Here is a 14,710-nt window from a genome sequence, read left to right on the forward strand (position 1 = left end):
TAGGAAGCCTCTTGGAGCTTAAGGGTACGGCAGCTGTATCCCTTTCTTCTATCTCTCGTACAGCTTCCCCTACTCCAAATAACGAACCTGTTCGAAAGTCGCTGCCTGCCCCTTATAATGATCATCAGCATCTACGAGGTTCCATACGATCGCATTCACAATATAGAATCGTCTGCCCGTGCTGGAGATCCGAATTCCGGTATAGTTGTCCACATAACCATTAGCAGTTACCGCTTCGAAAAACCGGCTTCGCTCTTCCCGTTCCATAGGCTCTGCGGTGAGCCTCGAAGGCGTGCTTGTAAGCTGCTCCCAATCCATCTCCACAGCTGCAGCGCCTTCTCATTGCCATAATTCAGCACAGGATCACTCTCTGTCCCATGGGACAATAAGACGATTGGGGCATAGAAAAGCTGCTCCTCTAGACTTACCGCGGAATCTCCAGCTACAAGCTCTCGCCCTGTCCATCTGCGGAAGCTGTCCGTCAGCAATCGCTGATGCTCATAGGCTGCACCAAGCCCTGTCCTTGGTCTATCCATCTCTCATTCTTCCTTTCGTCTACATCTATTTAATAGATAGCTCCGCCCCAGCGACAGCTCCGATAGAATTATGCTTCCTTCTATAATGATCGGCAAGCCTCGCTAATTCAATAGCTTTTTCCACTCGTACAGCGAAAAAAAACAGGGCAGCAAATTCCAACTTTGCTGCCCTGCATCATTAATCGCTCACTACCGGCTGCCAATCATCCTCACCCGATAGTATCGCATGTACCGTATATGCGCGAGCCTCGTCCTCACTAAGCTGACGCGACCAGCTCACTCTACCCCGCGCATCCGCCCCCGGACCGCTGCTGTTATATTCCACAAAGGCTGTCGTCGCTTCACTCGCGGGCTTGTTCCAGTTATCCCAGCCTTCGGCTGCAATATGCTCTCCGAGCCAGCAATGAAGGAACGCCGCCTTCGCGTACTCCCGCCATGGCCTCCCCAGATAGACGGTTCCTGCTGGTGCATTACTCGTCAGCTTACACTTAGTGAACACATAGCCATAATCGCTGTCAGCAGGTGTCGATGCCGCCGTAATCCAGCCGTTCACTCCACTTGGCTCCGTTAGCCGCTTCTTCGAATAAATCTCGCAGCGATGGAAGACGGCTGTAGCCGAACCAAATATAAAATCCACATCGCCCTCGATATAGCAATCCTCGTAATATTGACGGGAATTCCTTCTAGGCTCGCCTTCCCTTGGGCCTCCGAATGTGCTTCGGTCGACCGGATACGGCGGCAGCGGCCCCGTGAAGATCGTGTCCTGATAGCCAATGAATCGACAGCGCTTGAAGCTTACTCGGTCTCCATCCACATAAGCAGCCAATGCTTGTCCGACATCCTCGCCTCTGCCTGCAGAATTCACGAATGAGAGGCTGCTCGCCACGAAATCATCTGCGCCTGCAAACACCGTATACGTATGAAACGTATGGTATAGCTCGCCGTCCGGGAATGTCTTCAGCGCATAATCATCATACGTAATAATTGTATGCTGCTCACTCTCTCCAACGAGCGAAATCATCGGCTTATCAATATGCAGCTTTTCCTTATACACGCCATTCTTCACTTGAATCGTCACACGTTCTGCAGAATTGGGAGGCACGGCAGCAATGGCCTCTTGAATTGTGCTATACTGACCGCTTCCATCTTGAGCAACCTTGAAGACAATCATGCCTATGTGCTCTCCTCTCCTAGATCATATGCTTGCAGGTCGTTACCGACTTACGTGGATAGAGCTGCGGCTGGATAACGACTGGATATTCGATGCTCTCATTCTTAATCAGGGACACAATTAATTCTGCTGCTTGTGAGGCGAGTTCATCTAATGGAGGACCGATTGTCGTAACCGCAACCTCCGTATACTGCATATCTGGTGTATCATCATATCCGATTAGCGAAATATCTCCAGGCACGTCGAAGCCGGTCTCGAGCAAAGCCCGCAGCGCACCTCGGGTCACCATATTGTTCAGGCCGATAAAAGCAGTGGGCGACTGCTCGCCGAAGCTGTAGTTGCGCACCGCCAAGTATCCATCCTCCCACGAGGAATATGCAGGCAGTATGCTATCGCTTGAATAGGGAAGACCCGTTCGCTGGAGCGCTTCCTTGAAACCGCGGATCTTAATGTCCTGGGAATCGCCAATGAATCCAATCCGCTCATGCCCGTAGGACTTCAAATGCTCGACAGCTTTGAATATGCCTTCCTTCCGATCAATCTTGATATACGGGGAATTCGGACTTTCCTCGGAGCCTAGAAGGAAGCAGGGAATTTTGATCGTTGCGAATTCTCTTAGGAACTGGTCGCGGTGGTCGGGCATATAATCCCAGAAAATGCAGCCGTCCACTCTCAGCTGGCTGAATATTTCCAGTCCATCGGTAGGCACGACGAGGATCATCTGATATCCGCGATTTTTCAGCTCTTGATGCAGTTTTTTGGATATATTCGAAAACAGCGGATTGCTAAGCTCATCCAGCACGAAGCCTATAATGTTGCTTCGCCCTGAAGAGAGCTGCGTCGCCATAATATTCTTCCTATAATGATGCTTCTCGGCTATCGCGAGCACCTTCTGCCTCGTAGCAGACTTGATCAGCGGATCGCCGTTAAGCGCTTTGGATACGGTGCTGTAGCTTACGCCAGCAAGCTTGGCCAAATCTTTAATCGTAACCACTTATCCATGACACCTCTTTCAACCGTCGCTCTGTAGCTACATTTTATACGATTTGCTGCCACGAATCATAGTGCGGTACTGACATGCTGCACGCGCTCCATGCTATTCACCATGCCAGTACCCGTCAGACAACAATCTAGTATGTTATTTCACAGCAACGACGTAACGATCATATTGTGCCTGCTTGCCTGCAAGAACCTCTTCAATCCCCATGCTCTTCAAGGTGGACAGATAGGCATCGAATTTATCGAGGCTCTCCTTGCCCGTAATGAACTTCATGTTCATCTCATCTACATACGTCGTAATATCCGCCATATACTGGCTCTCTACACTAGCTTCCTCTGGCAGTGCATACACGAATGGGAACGGAGCCTTGATGAATGGCTCGATCTTCTTATCCATCTCAGCATGCCATGGTGCGACAAGCACATCCGTAGAATCCGTAGACTGCATATTCGGCAGATTAACAGGCCCAATACCCAGCTTCTGAATAAAGTCATTGTTCTTGCCCTGCTCAGTGAACTGTTTCTTGCCATCCACCTCCTCATACGTTATGCCCTCTAATCCCCATGTATAATTCGTCTTCGCTTCCTCACTTACCGCCATATCGAGGAACTTGAACGCAAGCTCTGGATCTTTACTGTTCTTGGATATCCCGAATATTCCGCTCACCGGTGTTCTTCCTATATAGAACTGGTCGCCACTCGGTCCTTTGAGCGGCAAAATCCCTTTAATGATCGGTGTGCTTGGATCGTAGTCTGGATAGAATGGACTGTAGATCATCGACGTATACCAGCTGAAATTGAAGGTAGCTCCAGCCGTATCCTGCGAGAACCGGGATGTCACCTGATCCCCCGTCGTACTCGCAAAGTCCACTCCAAGCAGGCCCTCTTGATATAACCCATTCAAGTAGGTCAAATAATCCTTGTACACTGGCTCGTAATAGCCATAGTGCACCTTCTGGCTATCATCCGCATAGAACAGATTGGATAAGTCCATTCCGAATACTGGACCGAATGCCATTGGAATGAATTTCGGATCAGTGGTGAACGGAATCTCATCCTGCTGCCCGTTCTTATTCGGATCATCCGTCTTGAATTTGCGCAGCATGTCTGTGAATTCATCCAATGTCGTCGGCTCCTGAAGACCCAGAGCATCAAGCCATCTCATATTGACCATAAACAGCGGCATATAGTTTTTGGTGAGCACCTGCTGCGGAACGTAGTACATTTTGCCATCAGGAGTTGTCAGGCTCGCTTTAATATCTGGCGACTGCTCATAAATCTTCTTCAGGTTCACACCATATTTCTCATACAGCTCATCGATTGGAATAACGAGTCCGCTCTTAATATATTTCATTAGCTGATCCTGATCCGGCATATACACGATATCTGGAAGATCAATACCGGACGCTAGTCTCGGGCTAATCGCATCCGCGTAATTCTGAGGCGGGATAAGCTCCCAATCCACACTAATGCCCGCTCTCTTCACGATTTCATTAACGATATCAGCTTTGGCAAGATCGACGTTGGTTGACCATGCATTGGTGCCAAGAATCGATAGCTTAGCTGACTTATCTGTAATAGGTCCGGCCCCTGTATAAGTGAAGCTCGTAGTAGTCTCGGCATTCGAAGTCGTCTCTGGGCTGCTCTTCTCTCCGGTATTGCTGCACCCTGCAATAACAGCTGCCAGCGTCCCGGCAATGACAATTGATTTGAACCCTCTTAACGTATTGGCCATTAGACTTTCCCTCCCACATGGAATGAGCATAACAAGTGATGGTACGGCTTCCCCCTGATGCACGAATAAGCTTGAGACTTCCCTTGCATCACCTCCCTATGTACCAGATCCAGACCCTATCCGATCAAGCAAGCCTTCCTTCCATCAGCCCTTAACTGCCCCGAGTGTAATCCCCTTGACGAAATACCGCTGAATGAACGGATAGATCATAATAATAGGCAGAATGCTGACTACGATGGATACGTACCTAACCTGAAGCGTGGATACCGCAAGCGAATTGGTTGCCGTTCCGCCGCCCATCTTCTGCATAATCTCCGGTGATGCCATAATTAGAACCCGCCTTAGGAAAATCTGCAGCGGCTGCAAGTCCTGCTTGCCGAGGTACAATAAAGCTGAGAAAAAGTTGTTCCAATGAAAGACCGCGTAATATAGCGTCAATACAGCTAGCGTCGGCTTCACAATCGGCACCGCTATCTTGAACAGCATAGTCAGATCATTCGCCCCATCCAGGCTGGCACTCTCGAAGATCTCATTCGGAATACCCTCGAAGGCAGAGCGTAGAATCATAATGTTGAACGTAATGACGAGCACAGGAAGCACCATGACCCATCTTGAGTTATACAAGCCTAATGTCGTAATCAGCATATACAGAGGGATCAGACCACCGGAGAAATACATCGTGAACGCGATGAAGAAATTCAATTTTTTCCGCAAAAAGAATCTCGAGCGCGACAGCGGGAATGCTGCAAGACAGGTCGCGAATATATTGAGTACCGTTCCGACTACGGTGTACCAGATCGTGTTGTAATAGGAGGTCCATATCTCCGGATACTGCAGCACCATTCGGTAGCCTTCAAGGGTGAACTCGACTGGAAACAGCGTGACAAGCTGCTTATCAATGGCACTAACCGAGCTCAGAGAAATGCTTATTACATAAACAAAGGGATACAGAGTTACGGCAATGGCCAATATGGTGATTGAATATACCAGTCCATAATAGGCTCGGTCGGTCATCGATTTTCTCATGATTAGACTCCTTAACGTTTAATGGCGTACAGCCTACCAGAGCGACATATTCGTTGCTCGGCGGGTCAACCAATTCGCTGCGAATACCAATATGAACGTAATCAGGGAATTGAATAAGCCAATAGCGGTTGCTAATCCGAAGTTCTGTCCCTCGATGCCCATCCGGTACACGTAGGTAGACAGCACATCAGCCGTTTCATAAGTAGAGCTGTTGTAGAGCAGATACACCTTCTCGAACCCTACGCTCATAATGCCTCCCAAGGACAAGAGCAATAGAATGACGATGGTTGGCTTGATGCTGGGAAGGGTCAGATGCCAGAGCTCTTGGAACTTGTTGACTCCATCTATACGGCCGGAATCATACATTTCAGGGTCAATGCTCATAATCGCCGCGATATAGATAATCGAGCTGAAGCCGAAGCTCTGCCAAATATCGGACCCGGTGAAGATCGCTCGGAACCAGCCCGCTTCCATCATGAAATTGATTTTGTCCATACCAAGCTTAGCGATGAGTGTGTTGACGATACCGTCTGTCGGAGATAAGAAGTTAATAATCATACCCGCAACGACTACGGTGGAGATGAAATGTGGAAGGTAGGTGATTGTCTGTGCGAACCGTTTGAACGTGCGATTCTTAATTTCAACTACACAGATTGCGAATAGAATAGGAATGGAGAAGCCGAAGAGCAGCGGATAAAAAGCGAGCAGGAACGTGTTGCGCAGCAGCCTCCAGAAGTATCTCGACTCCGCGAACTGGACGAACCACCTCAGGCCGACCCAGTCGCCGCCGAACAATCCTTTGCCCGGAATAAAGTCTTGGAAGGCGATAAGAATGCCTGGCATCGGCAAATACATGAAGACCAGATAATAGAGGAATATGGGCGAGAACATGAGCAGCAGGTATTTATCCCTCTTCACAAGCATCAGCAAATTTAAGGATTTCTTTCTCACAAAGGCACACATCCTTATCCAATTAAACTGAGGTACAGGGTCGATCCGACTGGACAATCTCAAAATTTACAACGTTTGAAAAAAATAAAAGAAGTATCCTCATTTCAATCGAATATCACTTAGTATTTTAAGAACAAATCCCAATAACCACTCCCATCTGAGTAATTACAACGTTGTAAAAACACTATAAATGAATACGCTTTCATAATTTAATTACATGTTAGCAGATATCAAAACATATTGCAATCAGGAAAATTCCGCGCCCTTCACACGGACTGCAGACACACGAGAAAGAGGCGCTAGAGCGCCTCTTTCTTGTGTGTCTGCAGTAACTAAGCATTAGAATAATGGATCATCCCAGCAGCCAACCGCCAGCAGCACCCGTGATTACGATCACCCAAGGTGGCAGCTTCCAGAAAGCTAGCATGACGAATAATACAGCGGCCAAGCAGAAATCCTTGGCATCCACGATAGCCGACGTCCAGACCGGATCATACCAGGCTGCCAGCAGTATACCGACGACAGCTGCATTAATGCCTGTAACAATGCCTTGAATGGCAGGATTGCTGCGCAGAGCATTCCAGAAAGGCAGCGTTCCCGCGACAAGCAGGAAGGCTGGCAGGAATATCGCAATCGTCGCTACAATAACCCCCATCATCCCTCCAGCTATCGCTCCCAGATAAGCAGCGAAGGTGAACAACGGGCCAGGCACAGCCTGTGCGGCGCCATATCCCGCAAGGAAATCCTCGCTGCTCATCCAGCCGCTCGGAACCATCTCCCGCTCGAGCAGAGGAAGGACAACATGGCCTCCTCCGAACACCAATGAGCCCGAACGGTAGAAGCTGTCTGCCAGCGCCAGCCATTGCCAATCGATCAGCTGCCTTGCAAGCGGCAGCGCGAATAATAATAGAGCAAACAACAGAAGAAGCATAGCTCCGAGCTTCCTGCTCACCAGAATAGGCAAGCTAGGTACGGCTGGCAGCTGGCTATTCCTATAGAGCCACAAACCGACACATGCAGCAGCTGCAATGATCCCTACCTGCGTATACATGCTTGGCAGCGTTAATGCCAGTACGCTAGCCGCAACCGCAATCGTAACTCTTGTTCGGTCTGGTGTCAGCTTCTGCCCCATTCCCAGAATGGCATGGGCGACAATCGTTACCGCAACTACCTTCAAGCCATGTATCCATCCTGCTTGGGCTATATCGAAGCCCTGCAGGAGGAATGCGAATACAGCCAGCGCAATAACAGACGGCAGTGTAAATCCAAGCCAAGCTATGACTCCGCCGAGCAGCCCCGCTCGAACAATGCCGATACCAATGCCAATCTGGCTGCTGGCTGGTCCGGGCAGCAGCTGACATAACGCGACCAGATCAGCATAGCTTCGCTCATCCATCCACTTGCGCCTGCGAATATATTCCTCATGAAAATAACCAAGATGTGCCGTCGGACCACCGAATGAGGTGAGTCCCAGCCTCAAAGAAACCCCGAGCAATTGTAGAAGGACATAGAGCTTGCTCCTCCTAATGCCTCGTTCTTCCTCTCGCTTCATTAACTCCATTAATGCTGAACGCCCCTCCGCTATTTACTGGATTTATTGTATACGGTGCGCCCAGATCTATCTACGGCTTTACATAGATTTAATATGGTTAACTATGATCCGATCATGGCAGCTCTCTCGCCGCTCGGAAGCATAAGAATAGAATAAGCAGCGATGCAATAAACCCTAATATAGCTGCTAGAAATACCGCAGGCACAACAATGTCTGTTGATGCATGAATCGCGAACGGCGTCCCGATGAGAGCTGCCGCTGTTACAATAACATAATAAAGACGGCGTCCATTCGCACTTGCAGCAAGCTCCGAAGCCCCAGCAGCATTCGCTTGTCTGGCTAAGGAGAGCAGGAAGTAATGAAACAGCAGCAGCAGGAGCAACTGCATGATGCTTCCATAGATCATGGCATTTAATGAGACAGATAGCTCGCCTAGGTCTGTACCCACCATACCGGGATACCATTCCCCTAGAGACAAGGAGGTAAGAATGACGATGAACGGCAGCGCTTTGGCATAATCACGATGGACAGCACCTAACTGAGCAATGGCGCTCCACATCAGCGCATATCCAATAACATCGGGCAGTATGTCAACAAATTCGAGTCGAAAATCAACCATAACGAGGAGCAGTCCCCATCCGAAGCGGCGGAAGGCTTTATTCATGGTTCATCTCCTCCTTCCTCAACCGGACATAGGCTGCCAAATCCTCAGCGTACAGCTGCGGCTGCACAATTTGAATATTCCTTCCCACATTGCCACCCTGCTGGTCCTTATAATCATAAGAAATAAAATAAGCATGGTAGCGCCGGACGTCATGATCAGGAATATAGAAGCGGTAATGGAAGGATACGGCTTCTCCCTGCTCCAGCTGAATCGGTAATTGGGCAACCTCTCCGCTTGCCCCATTGAAATTCATCTCGATTAAACCGGACAATAGCTCGGGGAAGCTGTGCGTTACAGCGGCTACAACGGCGGGTTCATTAACGACGTAGCCGGCGCTTCCTGTCCCATCGCTTGAGCTACCTCCATTGTGCTGATCTAGAGAGGAGCCGCCAGCTGAATTGGGGTGTACGATAATCCAACCTATTGCTACCGTCTCCACCGACCCGTCATTGTAGAATACCTCAACCTCATCGAAGCCTATGCTCTCTTCCTGTTCCATAAATTCCTCAACATTGAACGGTGAAACCACGGCCTCTCTGAGCTGTAGACGTCCCCGCTCATCTCTGGCGTTGTCATGCTCTACACGCAGCATCGTACCATCCGGCAGTCCGAATTGATAAGGCTGCTTCCCATCATCTGTATTCGTAACATAGTAGATCGGCATATGCGCCGACAACGAAGCAGGAATTTCATAATAATGCTTCAAAAAAATAGGCTTCTCCAGCCCTTGTTCCTTATATGCCGACAGATTCCAGCTCCATGATGCAAGGATGGCTAAGACAAGCAGCCATATCCAATGCTTCTTCATCACCGCCACCCTCCACATCCATCCCGTTAATTACCCTTAATAAACGTTACCCAACTGTAATAGTTGCAAGAAAAAGGATGTATTTGTAATGAAGCCGACATCTAATCTTCATCTCTCTTTAATAAAGATAGCCTATAATACTACTCAACCCCCCTTTTATTTATATAGTAATTGTAAGACCCGCAGCCCGTTGCTGTGGGTCTCTTTTTTTATCGTTAAAGCTGTCAAAAACGCAACGCAACGCTTTTTTGTGCGTACAATTATTTCAATATACGACATTACTTGAAAAACATGGGGGTTACGAATAATGGGAGTTAATGGTTTTGAATCGCCGATGGGCGGAGGCTTTGACATGATGTTTACAATCGTTCCAATCTTCATAGCAATCATCTTTGCAATCGTTATTGGGGGCATTATCTATAGTGTGACCAAGCACTTCAGGAACGCTAGATCACCCAAAGAAAGCTCCTTCGCACGCGTCGTCGCCAAGCGGATGGATGTGAGACACTCCAGCAATCATCATAATCATGACGGAGCAGGACATACGACCAATTCCTCACGCACCTATTATTACATTACGCTCGAATTCGATAACGGCAGTCGTCAAGAATATTTGGATGTAAAAAATCTGTACGGCTTGGTGGTGGAAGGAGATTCCGGATATGCACAAACACAAGGGGAATGGATCATCGCTTTCCAGCGTAATGCAGGTGACAGAGCGACCATATCCTAAGCAACAGGAGGCGGTCGCTCCCTCATAAGACTATTGCAGCGCAGATAAAATACGATCGCACAGCTCCATCGTGCTTACGTTATCCCGTCCGCTTGAGCGCGGCTTCAGCTGCTCCTTGCAGCATGCCATGAAATGAGCCATTTCACCGACGAAGCCGCGCAGATACAAATCTCTGTAGCTCCCGGACATTGCAGAGGCAGATGGAGTAAGCACCGTATCCTGCTCAGCTAGCGATTGCCAAGGCTGATGCTCTCCTTCGAAGGAACGATGAATCGTCAGCTTGTTGACCTCATCTGCACAAGCAAAGCCGTTGTCGAACGTAACCAGCAAGCTCTCACTCTCACGGGACCATGCGCTCATGCCGGAGAAATAGACACTGCCTACGGTTCCGCTATCGAATTTCAAGGAGATGCTCTGCGAGATCCGCTCGTTGTCATTGTTGGAGAAGCCTGTTACTTGAACCGCTTCCCCGAATAGATAACGAACCAGATCAACAAAGTGAATGGCAGCAAGCTTCATGAACTGCTCCTCATCCTTGCAGAACGGAGTGCTATCTACCGCGAACCTAGCTTGAAAAGAACGAACTGCTCCAAGTGTTCCGTTATCGAGCAGCTCTTTCAAGCTCACGTAGCAAGGCGCATATCGCTTCATGAAGCCTACCATGAGCACGACGCCAGCTTGCTCAGCCGCATCTGCTGCCACGGCGGCCTCATCGGCATTCCAGCCGAGAGGCTTGTCTACATAGACGTTCTTCCCCGCTCGAATACAATCCAGCACAATAGCTGTCTGGTCCTCTGGTTGAGCTACGACGACAACACCATCGCACTCTTCCTCTTCTAGCATCACTTTATAGTCAGCGTAAGGTGTTCCTTTGCTGCCATAACGAAGAAGTGCCGCTTCGGAACGCTCCATACTCCTTGTAGCAATGGCCTGAATCTCAGCCCCCGCTGCGATTACGGAAGGAAATATATTAGTCGATGCATGGAATCCCGCACCTATGAAGCATAGCTTGGCTGTAGTCATATATGATCTCTCCCAGATTGTTGAATGGTTGTTGTGTACAGCCCTCATGAATCAAGCAGCACTAATGAAGAGTATATCATTTTCAGCTGCTATCGCCCATGTGAATACTCTATGCTAGGCGAAGACGCCCAATCCTCTGCTCCTGTTTTCTACCTAAAAGACTTCAAAACTGCATTCTTTTTATCACCTTAGCTCTTCTCCGGCTGATTAACGACGAAAGTGCATTCTTTCACACGTTATACCTCCGCCCGAGGTCATTCCAAGCTCAATGAAATGCATATTCGCAGGCTTTCACTCCTGATCGATAACTAGTTTATTAAATAACTATACTTTCGCATTCTTCTATTATATAGGTTCGTTTTTAGCGCTCTTAAAATGTAGGTTCACCTACGTATGAAACATACAAAGTCTTATATGTTAACAAAAGGGTGCTCCAGAGGTCACTTGACCTTGGGAGCACCCCTTGTTCTTGATTAACCCAATCCTGCTTGCTTGTGAAGCTAAAGCCGGACTAGCCCGCCACTCACTCTGCTGGCTTCAGCCGCCTCCAGAAAAGCGATAATTTCCATCGTCTCTGACCATGCTACCTGCGATACGCCGCTGCGGAAAAAGCCCATGATCTTCTCCAGCAGACTCGCATAGAACGGCTTATCAGCGTCCTGAACGGCCAGCAGCTCAGTAGCCTCCTGCTGGTGAATAGCCGCACCGAATGTCCCCTTCCCGTCGCGAATGCCTCTAACCGTACCGATACGGCCATCCCGCCACTGTCCGGTAATGAGATCATGCTGCCGTGTAGAAACAGCTGAGCAGGACACACAGCCCTCGCCCATGATGGCATACAGCATCTCCACCAGATGAATGCCATACCAGAAATAATGGCCTTGTGTCTTCTCCACACTCATTGGCCCGAACACATCAGCGCCTATCACTTGCAATCCGTACAGCGTCTGCGTCAGCCGCTCCGCATACCTAAGAGCAGAGCTGCTCATGACAGGTGTTCCATGAGCCGCAGACAGCCTGCCGATGATGTAAGCATCTGCGGCTGTTAATGCGAGAGGCTTATCTATGAATACGGGCTTGCCCATGGGTACTAGCCGAGCATATTGCTCGAGATGCACTCTTCCATCTGCCGATGTCAATAGAATCGCATCGCAGCACTCGGCGACCTCCTCGGGTGTCTGAACTAATCGAACACCATACTCCGATTCGAGCTGCCCTGCGAACGCATCAACACGATTGATGCTGAGGGGAAAGTCTGCCGAACCGCCAGCAAAGGCAGCGACCACCCTCCCCCCAGCTACATGGAAGGGCTCATCAGCCCTATGCAGCAATCGAGTGAAAGCCAAGGCGTGCGAAGAGTCTGTTCCTACGATACCAATACGCAGGGGAGCCGACGGATTCACTAGCCTCTCGAGCATTAGACCTTTTTCCCAAGCCACAGCGGCAGATACTCTCGGATGAATGCATCGTCACTCAGATGCGGATATTGCGCATAGACTCGATCGATCTCCTCTGATTGTCCTGGCGATAAGGTTTCCTCCGGATTCAGGCACCATATGCCTCTCATCAGCCCTTGTCTGCGCAGCACCTCATGCAGCCCTGGAATACAGCCTTCGAAGTGATGAGCCGGATCGAAAAAGGCCGCATTCGAGTCCGTGACCTGAATGTTCCTCGTCAACCAATCTGATGCCAGGAAATCGTTATAACGAATTTCTTTGATTTCCTCCAGCAGCTCCACTGCCTTCCGTGTCCATACCGCCCAATGGCCGAGCAAGCCGCCAACAACCCGCTTCTCGACTTGCTCCCCTTCCACCTCGAACCGGAACACCGTAAGCAGATCGTTAATGATGTTATCGTCATTACCTGTATAAAGAGCGATCTCATCCCGTCTGCTCGAATAACAAACCGCGCGAGCAACGTCAATCGACTGATAGCGGTTGAACGGAGCCATCTTAATCGCAACCACATTCGGAATTTCTGCGAACTCCCGCCAGAAGTCGAAGCTGAATATCCGCCCGCCGACAGAAGGCTGCAGATAGAAGCCGATAACCGGTATTTTCTCAGCGATACGTACCGTCCGCTCTAGAATATCCTGTTCACTCCAGCCACTGAGGCCCCCCATACTAAGGAGCCCTGCATCATAACCTAGCCCAAGCGCAATATCAGTCTCGCATACAGCTTGCTCTGTTGGGCCGCATAGGCCTGCTACCTTGAGGAAGGGACGCTCTAAGCCTGCCCCAGCAGCCTCCTCAGCGGCCAGCCTCAGCACGGGCTCATACAAATTATGCTGCGGCTCCCGAATTTCGAACTGTGTAGAATGAACACCGACGGCAATGCCTCCGGCTCCCGAAGCGATATAATAACGGGTGAGCGCGCGTTGGTACGTCTCGTCGAGTCTGCGCTGCTCATCTAGGGCAAGCGGATGCGCCGGAATGACCAGCCCATCATGAAGCGCGCTGAGCAGCTGCGGGGATAATCCAGTCGCCATTAGAATTTCCCCTTTCTCTCTTGGAAATGGGTGGGCTTATTCCAAGTCGCTCCGCCGAGCTGTACCCACTCGGCAATCCAATCCATCAGCTGCAGCAGCGATACACGCGGATAACCGAACAGCTGATGGGACTTCGAAGCATGATTCAGCAGCGCTGTCGCAGACTCGACACCTTCAATGGCTGCCTCCTTGCCCATTCGCTTCGCAAGCTCATCTGCTGCCCAGCGGATCGACATCGTCTCCGGACCCGTTATATTAAGGATGCTCGGAGGACTCGTACATTGCCGCAGAGAGCGCAGCGCCATCTCATTGGCATCCCCTTGCCAGATCACATTCGCATGCCCCATCTCGACATTCACGGGTCGTCCTTCATGAACCGCCTTGGCAATCTCGAGCAGGACACCATAGCGCATATCAATCGCATAGTTCAGCCTGTACAGCACCATAGGCGTGCCGTTCTTATGGGAGTGATATTCAAAAATCCGTTCGCGGCCAAGACAGGACTGCGCATATTCGCCAATTGGCTCAGGGGTAATCGATTCATCAGCCCCACCGCTGCCCACAGGCAGGAAAGGATACACATTGCCAGAAGAGAACACAACAATACGTGAGTTCTTATATTTCTCCGCTACCCGGCCCGGCAAATAAGCATTCATCGCCCATGTAAAATGCTCCTTGCCCGTTGTGCCGAATTTATTGCCCGCCATGTAGATCACATTGGCGGCATCCGGCAGCTTCTGAAGCTCATCATCATTCAGCAGATCACAAGAAATTGTCTCCACGCCAGCGTCCTCCAGCTCCTGCTGCGCCTCCTTGTTCGAGAATCGCGACACGCCGATTACTCGCTTGGACAAGCCGCCCGCACGAACCGCATTCGCTGCGAGCCTCGCTAGACTTGGCCCCATTTTACCGCCGACCCCAAGAATAACAATATCGCCTTCCGTAGCTGCCAAATCTTGAATCAAGGCTTCCGAGGGTGCTGCTAATATCGCTTCCAGCTCTGCAACTGACTTCATCTCTACCA

General features: G+C 49.9%; 13 protein-coding genes and 1 pseudogene. 1 reads left to right on the forward strand and 13 read right to left on the reverse strand.

Annotated features, from left to right (window positions below; translation table 11 throughout):
- Positions 1 to 69 precede the first annotated feature (69 nt).
- The 9 genes and pseudogenes from AC6ESP_RS14520 to AC6ESP_RS14560 all read right to left on the reverse strand — a co-directional run bounded on the left by AC6ESP_RS14520 (position 70) and on the right by AC6ESP_RS14560 (position 9,442).
- A pseudogene (locus AC6ESP_RS14520) lies at positions 70 to 536 on the reverse strand (MEKHLA domain-containing protein).
- Positions 537 to 714: 178 nt separating this feature from the next.
- Positions 715 to 1,707, reverse strand: coding sequence for a pectinesterase family protein (locus AC6ESP_RS14525; protein WP_497097456.1), 993 nt, complete (start codon positions 1,705 to 1,707; stop codon positions 715 to 717).
- Between the two features lie 19 nt (positions 1,708 to 1,726).
- Positions 1,727 to 2,701: a LacI family DNA-binding transcriptional regulator gene (locus AC6ESP_RS14530; protein ID WP_497097457.1), complete on the reverse strand. Its 975-nt coding sequence runs from the start codon at positions 2,699 to 2,701 to the stop codon at positions 1,727 to 1,729.
- Positions 2,702 to 2,845: 144 nt separating this feature from the next.
- Positions 2,846 to 4,441, reverse strand: coding sequence for an extracellular solute-binding protein (locus AC6ESP_RS14535; RefSeq protein ID WP_497097458.1), 1,596 nt, complete (start codon positions 4,439 to 4,441; stop codon positions 2,846 to 2,848).
- Between the two features lie 144 nt (positions 4,442 to 4,585).
- Entirely contained in the window at positions 4,586 to 5,467 is an 882-nt protein-coding gene (locus AC6ESP_RS14540; protein WP_497097459.1) for a carbohydrate ABC transporter permease, read from the reverse strand.
- A gap of 33 nt (positions 5,468 to 5,500) precedes the next feature.
- Positions 5,501 to 6,391 carry an ABC transporter permease gene (locus tag AC6ESP_RS14545; protein WP_497097553.1) on the reverse strand — a complete coding sequence of 297 codons (891 nt, stop codon included), beginning with the start codon at positions 6,389 to 6,391 and terminating at the stop codon, positions 5,501 to 5,503.
- A gap of 379 nt (positions 6,392 to 6,770) precedes the next feature.
- Positions 6,771 to 7,970 (reverse strand): chromate transporter, encoded by a 1,200-nt coding sequence (locus tag AC6ESP_RS14550; protein WP_497097460.1) that lies wholly within the window; start codon positions 7,968 to 7,970, stop codon positions 6,771 to 6,773.
- 112 nt (positions 7,971 to 8,082) lie between these two features.
- Positions 8,083 to 8,634, reverse strand: a complete 552-nt coding sequence (locus tag AC6ESP_RS14555) for a hypothetical protein (protein WP_497097461.1) — start codon at positions 8,632 to 8,634, stop codon at positions 8,083 to 8,085.
- On the reverse strand, positions 8,627 to 9,442 hold the full coding sequence (locus tag AC6ESP_RS14560; RefSeq protein WP_497097462.1) for a hypothetical protein: 816 nt from the start codon (positions 9,440 to 9,442) through the stop codon (positions 8,627 to 8,629). Before AC6ESP_RS14560 ends, AC6ESP_RS14555 begins: the two co-directional genes overlap by 8 nt.
- Before the next feature lie 307 nt (positions 9,443 to 9,749).
- Between AC6ESP_RS14560 and AC6ESP_RS14565 the strand changes: the two genes are divergently transcribed.
- Positions 9,750 to 10,175 carry a DUF2500 domain-containing protein gene (locus AC6ESP_RS14565; RefSeq protein WP_497097463.1) on the forward strand — a complete coding sequence of 142 codons (426 nt, stop codon included), beginning with the start codon at positions 9,750 to 9,752 and terminating at the stop codon, positions 10,173 to 10,175.
- Positions 10,176 to 10,205: 30 nt separating this feature from the next.
- Here AC6ESP_RS14565 and AC6ESP_RS14570 read toward each other — a convergent pair whose 3' ends face one another.
- The 4 genes from AC6ESP_RS14570 to AC6ESP_RS14585 all read right to left on the reverse strand — a co-directional run bounded on the left by AC6ESP_RS14570 (position 10,206) and on the right by AC6ESP_RS14585 (position 14,702).
- Complete coding sequence (locus AC6ESP_RS14570; RefSeq protein WP_497097464.1) at positions 10,206 to 11,198, reverse strand: Gfo/Idh/MocA family protein; 993 nt, start codon at positions 11,196 to 11,198, stop codon at positions 10,206 to 10,208.
- Positions 11,199 to 11,698: 500 nt separating this feature from the next.
- The gene (locus AC6ESP_RS14575) at positions 11,699 to 12,637 is read right to left on the reverse strand and encodes a Gfo/Idh/MocA family oxidoreductase (RefSeq protein WP_497097465.1); all 939 of its coding nucleotides are present in this window, start codon (positions 12,635 to 12,637) and stop codon (positions 11,699 to 11,701) included.
- Positions 12,616 to 13,686, reverse strand: coding sequence for a dihydrodipicolinate synthase family protein (locus AC6ESP_RS14580; protein WP_497097466.1), 1,071 nt, complete (start codon positions 13,684 to 13,686; stop codon positions 12,616 to 12,618). The genes AC6ESP_RS14575 and AC6ESP_RS14580 overlap by 22 nt, the downstream gene beginning before the upstream one ends.
- The gene (locus tag AC6ESP_RS14585) at positions 13,686 to 14,702 is read right to left on the reverse strand and encodes an NAD-dependent epimerase/dehydratase family protein (RefSeq protein WP_497097467.1); all 1,017 of its coding nucleotides are present in this window, start codon (positions 14,700 to 14,702) and stop codon (positions 13,686 to 13,688) included. The genes AC6ESP_RS14580 and AC6ESP_RS14585 overlap by 1 nt, the downstream gene beginning before the upstream one ends.
- Between the last annotated feature and the right edge of the window lie 8 nt (positions 14,703 to 14,710).

This window comes from Paenibacillus xinjiangensis (assembly GCF_059686975.1).